We start from the raw sequence: 19,492 nt of genomic DNA, 5'->3' as shown, positions 1-19,492 counted from the left end.
TTCACCTATGAAAATCTGGGATAAAGGAATTGCCGTCGATAAGAAAATTGAACGGTTTACAGTAGGTCGGGACCGGGAGTTGGACATGTATCTCGCACAGTTTGATGTGCAAGCTTCCAAGGCTCAAGCAAACATGTTAGCCGCCGCGGGCCTGATTTCTACTACTGAAAACGAACAGCTACAGCAGGGCCTGGCAGAGTTGGCGGCGCAGGTTGAAAACGGCACGTTCACGATTGAGGAGGAATTCGAGGACGTGCATTCCAAAATTGAAGCCTACCTGACCGAGCACTACGGCGACGCGGGCAAAAAAATCCACACCGCCCGCTCCCGCAACGACCAGGTGCTCACAGCCATTCAGCTGTTTTTGAAAGATTACACTCAGCGCGCCGCCGCCCGCACCCTGGAGTTGGTGGAAGTGCTGCTGCAGAAGGCCGAAACGCACAAAGCCGACCTAATGCCCGGCTACACCCACTTTCAGGCCGCCATGCCCAGCTCCTTCGGGCTGTGGTTTTCAGCGTATGCCGAGCACCTGCTGCTGGACTTGGCCCTGTTTGAAGCCGCCCACACCGTAGCCGACCAGAATCCTTTGGGCTCCGGCGCAGGCTTTGGCTCTTCCTTCCCCATCGACCGGCTGCAGACCACCCAGGAAATGGGTTTCGGCAACTTGGCCGTGAGCAGCGTGGGCGCGCAAATGCTGCGGGGAAAAACCGAAAAAACCGTGGCCTTCGCCTTGGCTGGTATGGCTGCCACGCTGGCCAAAATGGCCTATGACCTCGTGCTCTATAACTCTCAGGATTTAGCCTTCGTGGAGCTACCCAAGGAGTTCACCACCGGCTCCAGCATCATGCCCCACAAGAAAAACCCCGACGTATTCGAGCTGATTCGGGCGCGGTGTAATGCCCTGCAAGCACTGCCCAATACGCTTATGCTGGCCACCAGTAACCTACCCAGCGGCTACCACCGGGACTTCCAGATTTTGAAGGAAATCCTGTTCGAGCCCATGACGCAATTTCTGGACATCCTTGACATTGTGCTGTTTGCCTTGCCCCAACTGCGCATCAAGCCGGATTTGCTCAACCAGCCCAAGTACGATGCCGTGTTTACGGTAGAAAATATCAACCAGCTCATCCAGACGGGCACCCCTTTCCGCACAGCCTACAAGCAGGTAGGCCTGGCCGTAGAAGATGGGAGCTACGTACCTCACAAAGAGTTTCAGACTACTCACCTGGGCAGCATCCACAACGTGGGAGTAGAGGAAATTAGAGCGAAAGTGGTGCGGTTTCAGCAGGCAAGTTCACTTATTGGCACCTATTAATAAAGTCTCTTTATACCAGGTGATAAAGCCACTCAAGTTGTTGCCGGCGTTATGACATTCAGTGTATAGACACTACCAAAGCACACCTTTGGTTTTCCTATTCCAACTTATGCTCATCTAACATAGCAATGCCAAAATTATGCACATCATATTCAAAGCATTGATAACCAAACAAATAAACTGATATTTACACCTGGTGAGTGATTACTCACGTAAAAAAGTAAGCTAATACTTACTCGTTTCAGAATCCTTGCGTAATATTGTCCCACTGACGGTAACGACTCCCACTAATTACCGACAAACAATTCCCACGTTCTATTTATCCGGCTGAACTCCCACCCTCAGCCGGCCCTTTCGAAAATCGCGCGATTTTGCCCCCGGCTTTTCGCCAGCAGGTCTTCGGAAACCACGTAGCCGGCCGATTCGGAACTCCCGAGTCGGCCGGCTTCTGTTTGACTACTTGCCAGGGCCTTGCGGAAAACATGCTGCTTTTCTGAAAAAAAATGCGTTTTTAGCGGATAGAGCCCGAACTTGCGGCTTCGCTGGTACTATGGTGCCTCTTGCTTCTGCCTCCCTTCGCCGCGCTAAACCAACCGTTATATGACAAACCGCAAACAGCACATTGCCGACGTAGCATTGCAGCTCTTTGGGGAAAAGGGCTTCGAAAACACCTCCACGCAGCTGATTGCCAAAGCTGCGGGCGTGTCGGAAGCTCTCATTTTCAAACACTTCGGCTCCAAGGACCAACTCCTGGAATTTGTAATTCGGAACGGTTACAAGCGCATTATTGAGGATAACCGGGGAGGTTTGGCCGAGCCAAATCCGCTAGCCTTCATTCACAGCGTAATTGAATTGCCTTTTAAGCTGGTGCAAGCCGAACCTCACTTTTGGAAGCTGCAATACCGGTTAGCTGATTCCGACATGGCCCGGCAACAACACGAGCGGTTTATGAAGCCAGTACCCGCGTTGCTACGCGAGGCTTTCAAAAAACTCGGCTATGACGACCCTGATAAAGAAACGGAGTTACTCCTACTATTAGTAGAAGCCCTTTGGAAGCAGGAAGCTACCAAAACCGACGATTCGCACGGCCAAGGCATGCTGGATTTTATCAAACAGAAATACAGCCTGCAATAAGTTGCTAAAGCCTGGGGCGGTAACGTCGAACCAAGCCGATAAACAGGAACGCCATAGCTCCGGTTTGCAACAGCAAGCCCACGAATAGCAGGACGGAGCCCCCGGCCCACTGTTGAGTTCGGAACAGCGCCCCGAGCAGGATGATGCCGAAACCCAGCAGAAAAGCACTGACTGTAAGTAAGAGCGTAGTTTTCATAGCTGATCAATATCTAGGTTGCACCTCCAAGGTGCATAAAAAGGGCGTCCCGACCGCACGGTCAGGACGCCCTTTTTGCTAAATGCCGCTACTTACAGGTGAATTACCTCGCCGTAGGCGGCGGCGGCGGCTTCCATCACGGCCTCACTCATGGTGGGGTGCGGGTGTACCGCCTTAATGATTTCGTGGCCGGTGGTTTCGAGCTTGCGGGCCACTACCACTTCGGCAATCATTTCGGTTACGTTGGAGCCAATCATGTGGGCCCCCAGCCACTCGCCGTACTTCTTGTCGAAGATGACTTTCACGAAGCCGTCTTTCACACCGCCGGCGGAGGCTTTACCGGAAGCCGAGAAGGGGAATTTACCCACCAGAATGTCGTAGCCCTGTTTTTTGGCTTCTTCTTCGGTGAGACCTACCGAGGCAATTTCCGGGGAGGCGTAGGTGCAGCCGGGAATATTCTGGTAGTTGAGCGGCTCGGGGTGGTGACCAGCAATTTTCTCCACGCAGATAATACCCTCAGCCGAAGCCACGTGGGCCAGCGCCGGGCCGGGCACGATGTCGCCGATGGCGTATACGCCGGGCACGTTGGTTTGGTAGAAGTCGTCCACGAGTACGCGGCCTTTCTCCACCTTGATACCCAGCTCTTCAATACCGATATTTTCAAGGTTGGTCACCACGCCGGCGGCTGAAAGCACCACGTCGCAGGCAATCTGCTGCTCACCCTTGGCGGTTTTGATGGTTACGTTGCAGCCTTCGCCGCTGGTATCCACTTTGGTCACCTCAGCGGAAGTCAGCACGTTCACGCCAATTTTCTTGAAGGACTTCTCCATCTGGCGCGACACTTCCTCATCCTCCACGGGCACGATGCGGGGCAGGTACTCCACCACTGTTACCTCGGAACCCATGGTGCGGTAGAAGTAGGCAAACTCCACGCCGATGGCACCGGAGCCCACTACCACGAGGCGCTTGGGCAGCTCGGGCAGCACCATGGCCTGGCGGTAGCCGATAATTTTCTTGCCATCAATGGGGAGAGCAGGCAGTTCGCGGGAGCGGGCACCAGTAGCCAGGATGATGCTCTTGGCTTCTACGGTTTCCTTGCCCCCATCGGCTTTGGTCACCTCTACTTTGCCGGCGGCCAGCACCTTGCCGGTGCCGGAAACTACGTCAATCTTGTTCTTTTTGAACAGAAAGTTGATGCCTTTGCTCATGCCATCGGCCACGCCCCGGCTGCGCTGAATTACCGCGCCAAAGTCGTAACCCACACCCTCGGCCGAGAGGCCGTAGTCTTTGGCATGGTTGAGGTACTCGAATACCTGGGCGCTCTTGAGCAGGGCTTTGGTAGGAATACAGCCCCAGTTCAGGCAAATTCCGCCGAGCGACTCGCGCTCCACCACGCCTACTTTCAAGCCCAGCTGCGAAGCCCGGATGGCGGCTACGTAGCCCCCGGGGCCGCTGCCGATAACGACCAGGTCGTATTGCAATGCCATATTGTGTTCAATTGAAGGTGAGGAAAGAAGAACCACCCGCAGCGGCTGCGCGCCGGGGCAAGGGCCGGACAAAGATAGGCAGGCCGCGCTACTCCGCCGCGCTGCGTTACGGAACAGACGGTAAGCTCGCCCGACAAAATTTTGTGCCTGAGCTCAGCCTTTGCCGGTACCCGCGCGTACAAGGGCCGTTGGCCACAGGCCAATCACCTGGTTTTGACTGCATTTCCCGTTCATACTCATGAAATTACCCTTACTTTCTCTGCTGGCTGGCTCTACTATTTTCCTGGCCGGAGCCTGTGCCCGGGGCACTACTACCGACGTGGAGCGGCCGACCTCTTCGGCCCGCAACGCTGCCCGCGAAACTGCCCTGGCCCAGCGCGCCGACTCGGCGTCGCGCCCTTCTTCAACTTCTACTATGGCCACGGCATCCGCGGGGCCTGCCGTGCCGTTACCCGTAGAGCCGGCAGCCCGCAAAACCAACGCTGATTACCGGGAGGAAATTCGGGTGGCGGACCAGAAGCTTAAAGTAAAGCCTCGCGACTTTGATGCCCTACTGGCTCGGGCCAAAGCCAAAAGCCACCTCAAGGACTACAAGGATGCCATGCCCGACTACAACTCGGCGTTGCGCCTGAAACCAGCCAGTGCTGAAGCGTACTACAACCGGGGGCTGAACCGCCTGAAAATGAAGGAGTACAGCGCCGCTATTGTTGATTTCAGCAAGGCGGTGAAGTACAACCCCGAGGATAAGGAAGCCTACTTTGGCCGGGGAGCGGCCAAAATGCAGCTCTTCAACTTCAAAGGAGCCGTGCCGGACTTCGCCAAAGCTATCAGCATTGACCCCAACTACGCCGACGCCTACGAGTACCGCGGCATCAGCTACGCCTCCATCAACAAGCCCGCCGAAGCCAAAGCCGACCTGGAAAAAGCCACTCAGCTTAACCCCGAAGCCGAAAAAAGCCTGCGTCGCTACGCGGGGAAATAGCCAATTGAAGTTAAAAAGCCCGGCTGTCCTCCTGAGCCTACGGAGGACAGCCGGGCTTTTTGGCTTCAATCCTATCTTCCTAGCAGCAGTTTCACATAAAAGCTGGGCTGGCGCAGCCGTTCGCGCAGGTCCAGGTCGAGGAACATGTTGCTGATGGTTTCGGCCAGGGTGGGGTTGTTGGCGGCGCGGTTGGCAATGAAGTTGAACAGCCAGGGGTAGCCCAGTAGGCGCTGCATGGCCCGGCTCAGGCGCAGCTCCTGCCAGAGGCGGTTGTACACGGCTGCATCGTAGCCTTTCAGGAAGACCGGGGAGAAATCCTGAGCGGCCAAAGCGCGGGCGGCCCAGTCGGCGGCGTGGCGGCCCGATACCATGGCGTGGCTGATACCTTCTCCACTGAACGGGTCGATGAGGGAGCCCGCGTCGCCGAGCAGCAGGTAGCCGGGGCCCGAGAGCGGCCGGCGCTTGGAGCCCAGCGGCAGCCCGAAGCCCCGCACCGGCCCCAGCCGCTCGGCGGTGGCAAACCGGTCTTTCAGGGCCGGATGCGTTTTCAGGATTTCCTCCAGCCGCTCCCGCAGCTTCACTTTCTTTTTGGACACGGCTTCCGTGAGCATACCCACGCCCACGTTGGCCTCGCCGTTGGGCAGCGGAAATACCCAAAGGTAGCCCGGCAGAAACTCCTTGATGAAGTGCAGCTCGATGAAATTATCGGGGTGCAGGCCCTGCACGCCCCGGTAGTAAGCCCGTAGGCCGGCGCAATGGTGCTCAGGCTCCAGCTCGTGGCCGCCCACCACGCGGGCAAAGTGCGACTGGGCTCCATTGGCCACCAGTAACAGCCGACAGGTGGCAATTTCCTGGCCGTCGGCAGCCAGCAGGCGCCAGGTACCGTTGGGCAGCTGCTCGTGGCGGGCTACGTCGGTATTTTCGCGGAAGTCGATTTCGGGGTGGCGGCGCACTTCTTCGATGAGGAAGTTATCAAAGTGCAACCGCTTGCTGATGTGGCCGGCGGCGCGGTCGAGGGCGGGGTTGTAGCGGGGCTTGAACGGCACGGCCAGGCGGCGGCCGTTGGGCGCGTAAAAATCAATACCCCAGCTAGGCAGTTGGATGGGCTCGGCGGCGAAACGGGCCGGTAGCTCCTCCCCTATGCGGCGCAACTCACTAATGACCTTGCCGCTAAGGGCATCACCGCACACTTTGTCGCGGGGAAAGGTAGCGCGGTCCAGCAGCAGGCAGCGGTGGCCGGCATTGGCCAGATGCAGGGCCGCTGTGGCCCCGCCCGGCCCGGCACCCAGAATGCAGATATCGGTTGTCATGAAAATGGCTTCAGGCCGCAAGCTACACGCTTCAGTCGGCAAGCGGTACGCTACGTGTAGCGCAAACTTTGTGGTTCGCGTCTCCGCGTCGATTAACAAAGCTAACGGCGCGGAGACGCAAACCACAAAGTTTGCGCTACCGGCGCGAGCGGCAGCTTTCCCAGGTTCACAGCTAAAAAAAGCGTGTAGCTTGCAGCATAAAGCTTGTAGCTCCACTCTTATTAACATGACGAAATTGCTCGACGGAAAAGTGGCCCTGATTACGGGTGCTTCCAAAGGAATTGGCCGCGCCATTGCGGTGTATTTCGCCCAGCAGGGCGCTCAGGTGGCCTTCACCTACCTCTCCAGCGTGGAGAAAGGCCAGCAGCTGGAAACCGAGCTGGCGGCCCACGGCTCCAAGGTGAAGGGCTTCCGCTCTGATGCCTCCATCTACGCCGAAGCCGAGAAGCTGGTGGACGATGTGGTGGCCGAGTTCGGCAAGCTGGATATTCTGGTGAACAACGCCGGTATCACCCAAGACGGCTTATTGATGCGCATGAGCGAGCAGCAGTGGGACCAGGTTATTGCCGTTAACCTGAAGTCGGTGTTCAACCTCACCAAAGCGGCCACCAAGCCCATGATGCGCGCCAAAGCCGGCAGCATCATCAACATGACTTCGGTGGTGGGCATCAAAGGCAACGCCGGACAAGCCAACTACGCGGCATCCAAATCGGGTATTATCGGCTTTACCAAGTCGGTGGCCCTGGAGCTGGGCTCGCGCAACATCCGCTGCAACGCCATTGCGCCCGGCTTCATCGAAACCGAAATGACCGATGCCCTCGACCCCAAGCAGGTAGATGAGTGGCGCAAGGCTATTCCGCTGAAGCGCGGCGGCAAGCCTGAGGATATTGCCAAAGCCACCGCCTTCCTGGCCTCCGATGATTCGTCGTACATCACCGGCCAGGTGCTGCAGGTAGATGGCGGCATGTTGACGTAGTTTTTTTTAGATACTAGTACTAGTTCCCCTCCTTGGAAAGGAGGGGTTAGGGGTGGTTGATATTCGATGAACAGTACTAGAGCTAATTCTAAAAAACTGTTCAACCCGCATCAACCACCCCTAACCCCTCCTCTCCAAGGAGGGGAACTAGTTTTAGCTCTAGCTCCTGCCCATCATGCGCCGCTTTCTGCTGTTTCTGCTGCCGCTCTTGCTGCTCTTGGGTGTGCGGCTATATGGCCCGTATGCCCAGCGCAAAACGGTTGAAGCCCATATTCGGCGCTTTATGCAGCCCGATTGGCAAGCTATTTCGCCTCGCCTCCACAACGGCGACCTGATTTTCCAGACGTCCCAATCGGCCCAGAGCCGGGCTATCCAACTGGCTACCCATTCGGCGTACAGCCACTGCGGTATTCTGTTTCAAAGAAACGGCCAGTGGCGCGTGTTTGAGGCCGTGCAGCCCGTGAGCGAGACCACGCTGGCCGCCTGGGTGGCCCGGGGCCAGGGCGGCCGCTTCGTAGTCAAGCGCCTGCGCGACGCCGAAACTGTGCTAACTACCCCGGTTTTGCAGAAGCTGCGCGCGGCTGGTGAGCAGTACCGGGGCAAGAGCTACGACCTATATTTTGGCTGGTCCGATGAGCGGATTTATTGCTCGGAACTGCTGTGGAAGATGTACCAGCAAGCCACCGGCCGCGAAATCGGCCAGCTCCAGCGCCTGCGGGAGTTCGACCTCTCCCACCCCGCCGTGCAAACCAAGCTGCGCGAGCGGTATGGCCAGCAGATTCCGCTTGATGAAAAGGTAATTTCGCCGGTACGGATGCTGGGAAGCCCGGAGTTGGTAACAGTGCGTTAGCACTACGCGAGCTTGGTGTAGCCGGACTGGTAACGCAACTTTTTCCGCTGTTGGGCCGAGACAATCCGCCGCATCTTGCCCAGCATCCGTAAGTGCTTCTGACTTATTTACGCACCCGCATGAGCAAAGCCGTTTTCATTGCCACTGCCGAGCCGTACAGCGGCAAATCCGTTGTGACGCTGGGGCTGGTGCACCTGCTGCTGGGGCAGGCGCAGCGGGTGGGTTACTTCAAGCCTATCATCACGCCCCTCGCCGACGGCCAGCCCGACTATCACATCCAGACAGTGCTGCAGCACTTCCAGTTGCCCCTTACCTACCCCGAAACCTACGCCTACACCGGCCAGGAGGCCCTGCGCATGGTAGAAGGAGGCCGCGCCGGCGAGCTGCTCGACACCATCATTCACCGCTTCAAGCAGCTGGAAGCCACCCACGATTTCGTGGTGGTGGAAGGTACCGACTTCGTGGGCAGCAGCCTGGCTTTGGAGCTGGATTTGAACTGGCAGGTGGCCCGCAACCTGAGCGTGCCGGTGATTCTGCTGATTTCGGGCTTGGATAAAACGGTGGAGCAGCTCGTCAACTCGGCGCTTTCCATCCGGCGCGACGCGCTGGAAAGTGAGGTGCAGGTGCTGGCCCTGGTGCTCAACCGCGTGGCCCCGGAGCAGCTGGACGAGGTACGCGTGCTGCTACGCGACCAGCTGCCGCCCGAAACCCAGCTGGCCCTCATTCCGGAAAGCCCGGCTTTGCGCAGCCCCACCATGCAGGAAATCCACGACCAGCTGGGCGGGGAGCTGCTGTTCGGGGCCGACCAGTTGGCTAATCCCGTCGACCACTTCATCAATGGCTCGATGCAGGTGCCCAACTTTTTGCTGCGTCTGGAAGAAAACGTACTCATCATCACGCCCGGCGACCGGGCCGACCTTATTCTGAGTGCCCTGCAGGCCAATATGTCGGCTAGCTACCCGCGGGTGGCGGGGCTGGTGCTCACCAGCGGCTACCGGCCCGAGGACTCGGTGCTGCGCCTGATTGAGGGTTTGCCCGCAGCCGTGCCGATTCTGCTGGTCGAGTCGGGCACGTTCCAGACTACTACGCGCATCGGCAACATTCAGGCGCGCATCGGGCCGCAGCAAACCAAGAAAATCCGGCTGGCCATCCAGACGTTTGAGCGCCATCTGGATGCCCCGCGCCTGCTGGAGCAGCTCAGTACGTTTGCGCCGCGCGGCCTCACGCCGCACATGTTCCAGTACCAGCTGCTGCAATGGGCGCGCAGCCAGCGCAAGCACATTGTGCTGCCCGAGGGCAACGACGACCGGGTGCTGCGCGCGGCGGCCCGCCTGCTGGAGCAGGACGTGGTGAGCCTCACCATCCTCGGCGACCCAACCCAGATTCTGGCCGCCGCCAAGCGCCTCGGCCGTCCTTTGGACCCGCAGCGCGTGCAGCTGCTCGACCCGCAACATTCCGAACTGTTCCAGGACTTCGCCGAAACCCTGTTTGCGCTGCGCCGCAGCAAAGGCGTGACCCTGGAAATGGCCCGCGACCTGATGACCGACGTGTCGTATTTCGGCTCGATGCTGGTGTATAAGGGCCTGGCCGACGGTATGGTGTCGGGGGCGGTGCACACCACGCAGCATACCATTCGGCCGGCGCTGCAGTTCATCAAGACGCGGCCGGGCGTGTCGGTGGTGTCGTCGGTGTTCTTTATGTGCCTGCCCGACCGGGTGGCGGTGTTTGGCGACTGCGCCGTGAACCCCAACCCCACCGCCGAGCAGCTGGCCGAAATTGCCATTTCCTCGGCCGACAGCTCCCGGCGCTTCGGCATCGAGCCGCGGGTGGCCATGCTCTCCTACTCCTCGGGCACCTCTGGCGAGGGGGCCGACGTGGACAAGGTGCGCCAGGCCACCCAGCTCGTGCGCCAGCTTCGCCCCGATTTGCTGGTGGAAGGCCCCATCCAGTACGATGCCGCCGTGGACCCCGCCGTGGGCCAGCAGAAACTGCCCGGCTCGCCGGTAGCCGGCCAGGCCAGCGTGCTCATCTTCCCCGACCTGAACACCGGCAACAACACCTACAAAGCCGTGCAGCGCGAAACCGGCGCCCTGGCCATCGGCCCGATGCTGCAGGGCCTGAACAAGCCCGTCAACGACCTGAGCCGTGGCTGCACCGTCGATGACATCTACAACACCGTGCTGCTGACGGCCATTCAGGCCCAGGGCTAGTTTCGGCAGCCGCACAAAGGCCCCATTGCTTCAGGTGAAGCAATGGGGCCTTTTGATTTTTTGGGGCTAGCGTTGAAGCATTGGCGATGTGGCGGTATTCTGTGTTCCGTAAGCCAGGTGCTGCTGCTGATTAAAGATACAAAAGGTCATTGTTTATTCTGTTGCTTGGCGTTATTCGTCTGCCGAAACCGAAGCTGAACAGCAAACAAAACGCGGAGAATGTATTCGTCGCCCCGCTATATTGCCAATGCAATGTTAGCAGCAGCTTATTTTGAGTCGTAATGTGATATTTTATTTATTCTTCTAAATTCTCCCAATTTTTCAGCCCAAAGCCCACAAATGTTTAGCAAATCGAAACAGAGATTCCTCAATGACACTGGCGTAAAAAATGAATTTCCCCTTCCCAATTCTGTATTCACAAATTCCAAAATATTGCCATGGCATATGTTATTCCTATGCCTTACTACTTCAACCGAAATGACGTTGGGCTTTTGCGTTTGAAGTTTATTCAGAAAGTCATTTTCTTTAGGAAACGCTAAAGCTTCCACAGGTACTCCTAAAGCTTTTGCGTCTGAAATCAAATTATTGCTTAAAACCTTGTAGGGTGTCAACTCAATAAATTCATTCTGAGGAGTCTGAATTTGTGAAACTGTAATTCGCAAACTTGCTTCTATTCCGTTAAGTAACGAAGAAACCGCAGGCACATAAAATTCATTAAACATACAATCAACTCCTTGGACAAAAAACCAATGGAATTCTGCGGCACTAAGTCTCTCAAAGAAAAAATTTCTCATTGGCGACCATTCTCCATTGATATCAAAATGAGATGAAACATGGTCAACAGGATTCTGCTCAAAGATTTCTTTACGTGGCTGAATTGTCAGAAATGCCTTCCAAACATCTATCCATTTGTCCGTCCGTTGAATTTGATTGAAGTTCATTTTAAGTTACTGCTAACATTCCTGTTGCCGAAGGTCGTGAAGGTATTTGAGTTTGAGCAATATACGTTCTGTACGCAATAGTCTTTAGGCAATAGCACTGATGTTGGCCTTATTACCGCAAACCGGTCCTTGCAACTCGAGGCTATCGAGGAGAGAAACAGGTGCGCCTAGCGTCTTTTTTGCAGCAAAACCGTACTAGCACGGCGTACCCCCGCAGTCGTTACGTACCGGCTGGCCTGCCGAGCTTCAGTTCCGGGCCTTTGGCCAACGTATGACTGCTCCGGATACCTTTGCAGCGGCCTGCCGCCCGATAACTCGGGCACGCGGGCCGGCTGCACGCTTTTAACTCTGCTTTTTTCACCCAACCAACCTACATGGCCTCCGGACTTTTTGCATTACTAGATGATATTTCGGCTTTAGTGAAAGTCAGTGCCGCCAGCCTGGACGACGTGCCGGCGCAGGTGGCCAAAACCACCGGCAAGGTGTCGGGCATCGTGATTGACGATACGGCCGTGACGCCCAAATACGTGGTCGGCCTCGACCCCAGCCGGGAGCTGTCCATCATCTTCCAGATTGCCAAAAAGTCGCTGTTCAACAAGCTGCTGATTCTGACGCCGGCAGCGCTGGTGCTGGGCTACTTCGCGCCCTGGGCCATCACGCCCATCCTGATGCTGGGCGGGGCCTACCTGTGCTACGAGGGCTACGAGAAGGTGCATTCCCTATTCAGCAAGCACCCCGAGGCCCACGCGGAAACCGAGCAGCTGGAAACCATTACGCCGGAGGAGCTGGAAAAGCAGCGCGTGGCCGGCGCCGTCCGCACCGACATCATTCTGTCGGCCGAAATCATGGCCATTGCCTACAGCCAGGTAACCGACCAGCCCATCGTGAACCAGATTGTGGTGATGCTGGCCGTGGCGGTATTCATCACAGTGGCCGTGTACGGCTTCGTGGGGCTGATTGTGAAGGCCGACGACATCGGCCTGCACCTGGCCGAGGGCGACAACAGCGCGGCCACCAAAAGCTTCGGCCGCGGCCTCGTGAAGTTCATGCCGAAGTTCCTCAGCATCCTGAGCTACGTAGGCACCGCCGCCATGCTGTGGGTGGGCGCCGAAATCATTGCCCACGGCATCCCCTTCACCGCTCACCTGCTGCACGACCTGGAAGAAGCCCTAGCCTCCATGCCCGCCGTGGCCTGGCTGGCCAAAGTAGTGGCCTGCGGCCTGGGCGGCCTGGTGGTTGGCTTCGTGGTTGACCAAGTAGTACGGCTGGTGAAGAAGATGCTGCCAGCCAAGAAAGAGGTGGTGGCATAGTAGATTTAGGGCTAGAAGCTAGTTCCCCTCCTTGGAAAGGAGGGGCTAGGGGTGGTTGACCTTGCGTCAGAACAATTTTTAGAACTAGCTCTATAATTCGTTCTACCAGCATCAACCACCCCTAACCCCTCCTTTCCAAGGAGGGGAACTTGTTTTTTAGCTCTACCCCTTGTTTTCCGCAAATTAGGTTAACCAGACCATGCTGCTGAGCTTGCCGAAGTACGAAAGTCCGGTGTTCTGCAGCACCGTTTCCCCTTGTCATTCCCATGCACATCTTCGTCATCAACTCCGGCAGCAGCTCGCTGAAGTACCAACTGTTTCGCTGGCCGCAGGAGCAGCCGCTGGCCCGCGGGCTGGTGGAGCGCATCGGTTTGCCCGATGGCCAGCTCACGCACACGTCTTTGCTGCCCGACGGCCAGGAGCACACCGAACGCCACACCCTGCCCATCCCCGACCACCGCACCGGCCTGGAGCAGGCCATGCGCCTGCTCACCAACCCCGAAACCGGCGTGCTGCCCGACCCGGCCGACGTACAGTTGGTGGGCCACCGGGCCGTGCACGGGGGCGAGGAGTTCCGGGAGCCGACGCTGGTAACGCCGGAGGTGAAGGCCCGCATCCGGGAGCTGTTTCCGCTGGCCCCGCTGCACAACCCGGCCAACCTGCTGGGTATGGAAGTGGCCGAACAGCTGTTCCCGCAGGCCCGGCAGGTGGCAGTGTTCGACACGGCGTTTCATAGCACGCTCCCGCCCCACGCCTACCGCTTCGCGCTGCCCGAGGAGCTGTACACCCGGCACGGGCTGCGCGCCTACGGCTTCCACGGCACCAGCCACCAGTTCGTGAGCCGCGAAACCCTGCGCTACCTGGGCCAGCCCGACGCCCGCGTTATCACGGTGCACCTGGGCAACGGCTGCAGCATGACCGCCACCGTGGCCGGCCGCGCCGTGGATACCAGCATGGGCTTCGGCCCCATGAACGGCCTGGTGATGGGCAGCCGCGCCGGCGACACCGACCAGGCCGTCATTTTCCACTTGGTAGAGCAGCTGGGCTACTCCCTCGACGACGTGAAGAACCTGCTCAATAAGGAAAGCGGCATGCTCGGCCTCACCGGCCACAGCGACATGCGCGACATCACGCGCCAACTCAACGAAGGCGACCCGCGCGCCCGCCTCGCCTACGACCTCTACGCCTACCGCATCAAGAAGTACCTCGGCAGCTTCTTGGCCGTCCTCAACGGGGCTGATGCCGTGGTATTCACGGGCGGCGTGGGCGAAAACGACGCGCTGGTGCGCCAACTGGTGTGCGCCAACCTAGGCTTTCTAGGTATCCGGCTCGATGAAACCGAAAACGCCCGCCGCGCACCCGGCATCCGCGACTTATCGGCGGCCGGCAGCCGAGTGCGGGTGCTGGTGGTGCCTACCAACGAGGAGTTGGAAATTGCGCGGCTGTGCGCGGCCGTGATAGAGTAATGCTGGTTAGTCAGTTGGCGGAGTGTTGATAAAACCACCTGTTATCTAGCCGCTGAAAAAAGTTGGGTGCGTAGTTCATCAAACTTACTCCAATCATCAGCCGGATAAAGCTCAATCCGTGTACTATGGTATCGCAAGGAAAAAGCATTTCCAGCGTGGGATGGTGGTGCCTGCTTGAAACTGCGGATGGTAAGTGCTTGTGCGTAGTGTACAACACTTGCCTCTTGTGCGGCCGTGAGTTGTATAACTGCCTGCTTGATATATTTTCTGTCGGGCCGATAGGAGCAACCTATAGTATCGAGGAGCCATGTTGCCGCTAATGGTCCTTTCCACTGCGAGAAGTCGGGAGAATTACGCCGAGCTTTTTCGCTCATATAAACATGTATTATCTCGCGGTGGCCTCCCCATTCGCCGCATTCTGAGTAATGAGCATATAATGTAAGTGTATCGAAACCTAGGTTACCAATGTGTAATTCTGGACTTCCTATATCCTTCAATTGATAATGTGAGGGCGGAAACAGCTTCGGCAACAGCACAAACGCCGCGCACGCCAGCACAAACAAAACGGGAGCTAATTTCTGCAGCATATCGTGGGCCTGATTCTGTCCCAAGGTAAGCGGCGGCGGGTTCCAGTTTACCATCTCCCCCGCAACCTGCTACCTTCGTTACCAAGCCCCGAAGGCGCGGCGCAACTCTGCGGGTCAATCCGGGGTTCTTAGATTCTAACCTGATTTCTGTCGGCTTTTGCTGTTATCTGCTTCTCCCTGGTTTATTGCGCTGTGCCTGCTGGTGGGGCTGGGCTACGCGGCTCTGCTGTACTCGGCCAAAGCTCCCTGGAGCCGAAGCGTGAACTACGTGCTGGCGGCCGTGCGCTTCGCGGTGGTAAGCTTCCTGTGCTTTCTGCTCCTGTCGCCCTTCCTGAAATCTACTACTACCACCCGGCAGGAGCCCACCGTGGTACTGGCCCTGGATAACTCCCAGTCGGTAGGGCTGTTTACGCCCCCGACGGTGCTGCGCCAAGCTACCCAGGGCTTGCAGCAGCTGGCCCAGGAGTTACGCGGGCAGGGCTTTCAGGTGGAAACCCGCACGCTGAGCGCCACTCAGTCGGCCCGGCCCGATTCGGTGCAGTTCCAGGCCGCCGCTACCGATGTGGATGGGCTGCTCAGCGGTATTGCTGAGGGCTACGAGGGCCGGAATCTGGCGGGCGTGGTGCTCTTGTCGGATGGGCTGGTAAACCAGGGCCGGGCCCCGCAATATGCCGAGTACCCGTTCCCGATTTATGCCCTTGGCGTGGGCGACACCATTGCCAAGAAGGATGTAAGTGTGCCGGCATTAGCCTACAACCGCGTGGCCTTTAGCGGCAACCAGTTCCCTGTTGAAGCCGAAATTGGCTACGATGGGTACGCGGGCAGCACGGCCACGGTGCAGGTGCGCGAAAACGGGCGGGTGCTGCAAACCCGGCAAGTGCGGCTGCCGGCCGGGCAACGCCGGGTAAAAACCACCTTCCTCCTCACGGCCCCGGCCCCCGGCAAGCGGCGCTACGAGGTAGCCGTTAGTCAGCTGTCCGGCGAGTTTACGCTGCTTAATAACCAGAAATTTGCCTACCTGGAAGTGGTCAAGGGCAAGCTGCGGGTACTGCTGGCCGGCGCGGCTCCGCACCCTGATCTGAAAGCCCTGCGCGCCGCTATTCAGCAGAACGACAACTTCGACCTGACCACCTACCTGCCCGGTATCAGCCCCCTAAAAACCCAGGATTTCGACGTGGCCATTCTGCACCAGCTGCCCGCCCAGAGCGGCGTGGGCGCGGAAGTACTGGCCCAGGTGAAGGCCCGCCGGGTGCCCGCCCTGTACGTGCTGGGTTCCCAAACCAACTTCGGAGCCTACAATAGCCTGGGCACTGGCCTCACGGTAACACCCCGGGGCAGCCAGACCGACGACGTAACGCCCGTGCCGAATGCCAGCTTCACGCGGTTTTCGTTTGAGGATGATGCTTTGCGGCGGTTTGCGGCCTACCCGCCGGCGGCAGTACCCTTCGGGGAGGTGCGCGTGAGTGGCGGGACCGAAGTGGCGCTGTGGCAGCAGGTAGGCCGGGTGAAAACCCAGAAACCCCTGCTGGTTTTCGGTGGCACGGCGGCCCGGCGCCAGGCGACCCTGCTCACGGAAGGCAGCTGGCAATGGCGCCTGCAGGAAGCCGTGGAGCACGACGACCGGCCCGAGGCCTACGACCGGCTGGTACTGCGCACCCTGCAGCTGCTCACCCAGAACGCCAACAAAAAGCGTCTCGACGTGTACCCGACCCAGGATGCCTTCGACACCCAGGACGACGTAACCTTCGGGGCAGAAACCTACAACGCCATCTTCGAGCGGATCTACAACCAGCCAATCACGCTTACGCTCACCGACGAGCGGCAGAAAACACGCACCTTCACTTACACCAACACCGACGACGGCTCTCCCCTGCACCTGGGCCCATTGCCAGCCGGGCTGTACCGCTACTCGGCCCGTGCCACCCTGGGGGGGCAGCCCCAGCAAGACCGGGGCGAGGTGCTGGTGCAGGCCCAGCAGCTGGAAGCCACCCAATCCAAGGCCGACCACAACCTGCTGGCCCAGCTGGCTCGGCGCAGCGGGCAGCGGCTGTACTTCCCGCGGCAGCTGCAGCAGCTGGCCCAGGATATCCGCAAAGCCAATTACAAGCCCGTGCTGTACGAGCAAGAAGACCTGCAGGACCTCATCAACCTGAAATGGCTATTTTTCCTGCTCTTGGGCCTGCTCACGGTAGAATGGGCCACCCGCAAATACTCCGGCGGCGTGTAGGGGCGGGGTTGTACAACAGTTTGCTTTTCCTGACGATGACGATGAACCGCTTCTGCTTATTTCTGCTACCAGTCGCAGCGTTGCTGGCCAGCTGCTCCAAAACCACTGAGGACAAGGCCAAGCTGGCCGTGCAGGATTTCGTGCGCACCCGCGCCTCCGAGCCCAGCAACTACTTCGGGGAGAAATTCCGGTTTCGCCCTTACACCAAGCGCGACTCTCTGCTGTACGTGGCCGAAATGGCCCAAATCAACGGTTTGCCCGCCCCACCCGCGCCCACGCCGGCCGATTCGGTGCGCATTGGTACGCTGGTGTACCACAGCTACCGTGACCAGATGCGCAACGGGATAATGGTGCAGGACAGCGGAGAATTTGTGGCCCGCCCCAATGGCACCGTGCGCAATTTGGTGGCTGAAAGTATCCGGCGTAAGCGGCTGGCCGCGAAGTAGCCCTACCTTTGCCGCCAACATTTGATGGTGAGCCGGAACGCTCACGCCCCGCATGCGCTACATTCTGCTCAACAAGCCCTATGAAGTCCTGACCCAGTTTACCGACGAAAACGGCCGGCAAACGCTTAAGGACTTCGTGAACATACCCAACATTTATCCGGTTGGCCGCCTCGATTACGACTCAGAAGGGCTGGTACTGCTCACCGATGACAAGCAGCTCCAGCACCGCCTTTCCGAGCCCCGGTTTAAGGTACCGAAAACCTATTGGGTGCAGGTGGAAGGCGTGCCCACCGAGGAGGCCCTGGAAAACCTGCGGCGCGGCGTAGACCTGAAAACCGGCTTCACCACCCCCGCCGAGGCCGAATTACTGCCCGAAGCCCCTGAGCTTTGGGAGCGGAGCAAGCCGGTGCGGTTCCGGGCTGCCATTCCCACCAGTTGGGTACAGATTCTCATTTCCCAGGGCATGAACCGGCAGGTGCGCAAAATGACGGCCGCCGTGGGCTTCCCTACCCTGCGCCTGGTGCGCGTGCAGCTGGCCGACCTCAAAGTAGCCGACCTCCAGCCCGGCCAGTGGCGCGAGCTAACCGAGAAGGAAATTCAGGCTCTTACCGAAGACATGGCCGCCCAGACGGCCGCCGCCGGCACCTTCCGCACGCCCGGCAAAGGCTCCGAGTACTGGCCCGGCGGCGTGCGCCCGGCCAACGCCAAACCAGCTCCCACAGGCGGCTTCAACCGCAGTAATTCCGCCAAACCCACCGCTGAAGGTGGCAAACGCGCGGCCGGCAGCCGTGGCGCGGGCCGCGCGGCGGGTGCTGGCTCCTTTGCACCCAAGCCAGCCGGTGGCAAAAGCGGCGGCCGGCCCGCAGCTCCGGGAGGTACGGGTCGCAAGCCCGGTACTAAGCCCACCGGGCGGGGTCCGGCCGCGCCAGGTAGTCGCCCCAGCGGCCCCGGCCGCAAACCCGGCCCAACCGGTGGCAAACGCCCCGGCCGCGGCTAATGCGCCGTCAACACTTTCTCCGCTACGGCCGCCGCACGTTAGTGCTGGCGGCCGTGGTGTTTGCGGGCCTGAACGTGGTAGCCGCCTTCCATGCCTGGCGCTTCACGCACTTCACCACGGAGGCCGGGAGGCATACCGGTAACCCGGAGCAACTTACGCCGCTGCAGAAGCTGGGGGTGCTGCTCACCGGCATCAAAAACCCCAAGCCCGTCAACCAGCAGCGGCCCACGTTTCCGTACGTCACCCTGCACCCGCGCAGCCCTAACGGCCGCCTGGAATGCTGGTACGGCCCCGTAGCCCGCCCGCGCGGCACGGTGGCGTTGTTTCACGGTTACACCAGCTCCAAAAGCAAGCTTCTGACTGAGGCCACCTACTTCCGCCACCTCGGCTACAACGTACTGCTCACCGATTTTGCGGGCAACGGCGGCTCTGATGGCAACGTGTGTACCGTAGGTCACCACGAAGCCGCCGACGTAGCCACGGTAGTGCGCTGGCTGCAGCGCCGGGGTGGGCCAGTATTCGTGTATGCCAACTCCATGGGAGCCGTGGCCACGCTACGGGCCGAAGCCGAGCTGGGCGTGCGGCCCACGGCCAACGTGCTGGAATGCCCCTACGGCTCCATGTTGCAAACCGCCCAAAGCCGCTTCCGCTCCATGCACGTACCCTCTTTCCCCATGGCCAACCTGCTGGTGTTCTGGGGCGGGGTGGAAAATAACTTCTGGGCCTTCGACCTCGATGCCCACCCTGCTGCTTTGGGGCACCGCCGACCCACGCGTAACCCGCCCCGAAACCAACGCCATTTTCGCGGCGCTGGCTGGCCCTAAGCAGCGGCAGGATTTTGCCGGCTCCGGCCATGAGCCGTACTGGTGGAAGCATAAGGCGCTTTGGGAGCAAACCGTAGTGGGGTTTCTAACCGAGCAGTAACCGGCGCTCCTGTAGTGGTTCAAGTACTGGTGGGTTATGCCCACCTGTCAGGAAATCCCAACGGTAATTTTCCCGTAGAAGTCAGACCGTCCGGAAAGAACGGCCCAGCTTTGCCCAAAATGACAATCTGTCAC

The 19,492-nt window shown here is 59.1% G+C and carries 17 protein-coding genes; 12 read left to right on the top strand and 5 right to left on the bottom strand.

All coding sequences use genetic code 11. The features are described from left to right. The first annotated feature begins 7 nt into the window (after positions 1-7). Positions 8-1,315, top strand: a complete 1,308-nt coding sequence (gene argH / locus ROI90_RS12820) for an argininosuccinate lyase (RefSeq protein ID WP_315998747.1) — start codon at positions 8-10, stop codon at positions 1,313-1,315. A 600-nt stretch (positions 1,316-1,915) separates the two neighbouring features. Further along, positions 1,916-2,449 carry a TetR/AcrR family transcriptional regulator gene (locus tag ROI90_RS12815; protein ID WP_315998746.1) on the top strand — a complete coding sequence of 178 codons (534 nt, stop codon included), beginning with the start codon at positions 1,916-1,918 and terminating at the stop codon, positions 2,447-2,449. A 4-nt stretch (positions 2,450-2,453) separates the two neighbouring features. Here the strand turns inward: ROI90_RS12815 and ROI90_RS12810 are convergent, their stop codons facing one another. Both ROI90_RS12810 and lpdA read right to left on the bottom strand, forming a co-directional pair. Next, on the bottom strand, positions 2,454-2,645 hold the full coding sequence (locus tag ROI90_RS12810) for a GldL-related protein (protein WP_315998745.1): 192 nt from the start codon (positions 2,643-2,645) through the stop codon (positions 2,454-2,456). A gap of 92 nt (positions 2,646-2,737) precedes the next feature. Continuing rightward, positions 2,738-4,132 carry a dihydrolipoyl dehydrogenase gene (lpdA, locus tag ROI90_RS12805; RefSeq protein WP_315998744.1) on the bottom strand — a complete coding sequence of 465 codons (1,395 nt, stop codon included), beginning with the start codon at positions 4,130-4,132 and terminating at the stop codon, positions 2,738-2,740. A gap of 238 nt (positions 4,133-4,370) precedes the next feature. Here lpdA and ROI90_RS12800 point away from each other — a divergent pair, with 238 nt between their 5' ends. Beyond that, on the top strand, positions 4,371-5,114 hold the full coding sequence (locus ROI90_RS12800) for a tetratricopeptide repeat protein (RefSeq protein ID WP_315998743.1): 744 nt from the start codon (positions 4,371-4,373) through the stop codon (positions 5,112-5,114). 71 nt (positions 5,115-5,185) lie between these two features. Here ROI90_RS12800 and ROI90_RS12795 read toward each other — a convergent pair whose 3' ends face one another. Further along, the gene (locus ROI90_RS12795; protein ID WP_315998742.1) at positions 5,186-6,424 is read right to left on the bottom strand and encodes a geranylgeranyl reductase family protein; all 1,239 of its coding nucleotides are present in this window, start codon (positions 6,422-6,424) and stop codon (positions 5,186-5,188) included. Positions 6,425-6,650: 226 nt separating this feature from the next. Between ROI90_RS12795 and fabG the strand changes: the two genes are divergently transcribed. The 3 genes from fabG (at position 6,651) to pta (ending at position 10,460) form a co-directional block, all read left to right on the top strand. Then, entirely contained in the window at positions 6,651-7,400 is a 750-nt protein-coding gene (gene fabG, locus ROI90_RS12790; protein WP_315998741.1) for a 3-oxoacyl-[acyl-carrier-protein] reductase, read from the top strand. Positions 7,401-7,575: 175 nt separating this feature from the next. Continuing rightward, entirely contained in the window at positions 7,576-8,250 is a 675-nt protein-coding gene (locus tag ROI90_RS12785; protein WP_315998740.1) for a YiiX family permuted papain-like enzyme, read from the top strand. A 119-nt stretch (positions 8,251-8,369) separates the two neighbouring features. Next, positions 8,370-10,460, top strand: a complete 2,091-nt coding sequence (gene pta, locus ROI90_RS12780; RefSeq protein WP_315998739.1) for a phosphate acetyltransferase — start codon at positions 8,370-8,372, stop codon at positions 10,458-10,460. Between the two features lie 266 nt (positions 10,461-10,726). Here the strand turns inward: pta and ROI90_RS12775 are convergent, their stop codons facing one another. Further along, positions 10,727-11,401 (bottom strand): hypothetical protein, encoded by a 675-nt coding sequence (locus tag ROI90_RS12775; protein ID WP_315998738.1) that lies wholly within the window; start codon positions 11,399-11,401, stop codon positions 10,727-10,729. Between the two features lie 374 nt (positions 11,402-11,775). On the opposite strand from ROI90_RS12775, the gene ROI90_RS12770 reads away from it, so the two are divergent. Further along, positions 11,776-12,711, top strand: a complete 936-nt coding sequence (locus ROI90_RS12770) for a DUF808 domain-containing protein (protein WP_315998737.1) — start codon at positions 11,776-11,778, stop codon at positions 12,709-12,711. Between the two features lie 266 nt (positions 12,712-12,977). After that, positions 12,978-14,177, top strand: a complete 1,200-nt coding sequence (locus ROI90_RS12765; RefSeq protein ID WP_315998736.1) for an acetate/propionate family kinase — start codon at positions 12,978-12,980, stop codon at positions 14,175-14,177. 41 nt (positions 14,178-14,218) lie between these two features. Here ROI90_RS12765 and ROI90_RS12760 read toward each other — a convergent pair whose 3' ends face one another. Next, positions 14,219-14,764 (bottom strand): hypothetical protein, encoded by a 546-nt coding sequence (locus tag ROI90_RS12760; RefSeq protein WP_315998735.1) that lies wholly within the window; start codon positions 14,762-14,764, stop codon positions 14,219-14,221. A 157-nt stretch (positions 14,765-14,921) separates the two neighbouring features. On the opposite strand from ROI90_RS12760, the gene ROI90_RS12755 reads away from it, so the two are divergent. Genes ROI90_RS12755 through ROI90_RS12740 form a run of 4 tightly spaced genes read left to right on the top strand, consistent with a single transcriptional unit; the run spans position 14,922 to position 19,258 of the window. Next, entirely contained in the window at positions 14,922-16,991 is a 2,070-nt protein-coding gene (locus ROI90_RS12755; protein WP_315998734.1) for a VWA domain-containing protein, read from the top strand. Between the two features lie 41 nt (positions 16,992-17,032). Next, positions 17,033-17,437, top strand: coding sequence for a hypothetical protein (locus tag ROI90_RS12750; RefSeq protein ID WP_315998733.1), 405 nt, complete (start codon positions 17,033-17,035; stop codon positions 17,435-17,437). A gap of 52 nt (positions 17,438-17,489) precedes the next feature. Then, entirely contained in the window at positions 17,490-18,434 is a 945-nt protein-coding gene (locus ROI90_RS12745) for a pseudouridine synthase (RefSeq protein WP_315998732.1), read from the top strand. Then, entirely contained in the window at positions 18,434-19,258 is an 825-nt protein-coding gene (locus tag ROI90_RS12740) for an alpha/beta hydrolase (RefSeq protein WP_315998731.1), read from the top strand. Before ROI90_RS12745 ends, ROI90_RS12740 begins: the two co-directional genes overlap by 1 nt. The last annotated feature ends 234 nt before the right edge of the window (positions 19,259-19,492 follow it).

The organism is Hymenobacter endophyticus (assembly GCF_032464715.1).
Taxonomy (GTDB): domain Bacteria; phylum Bacteroidota; class Bacteroidia; order Cytophagales; family Hymenobacteraceae; genus Hymenobacter; species Hymenobacter endophyticus.
Note: the sequence above shows the minus strand (reverse complement) of the source record. Positions and strands in the feature narration are given on the sequence as shown.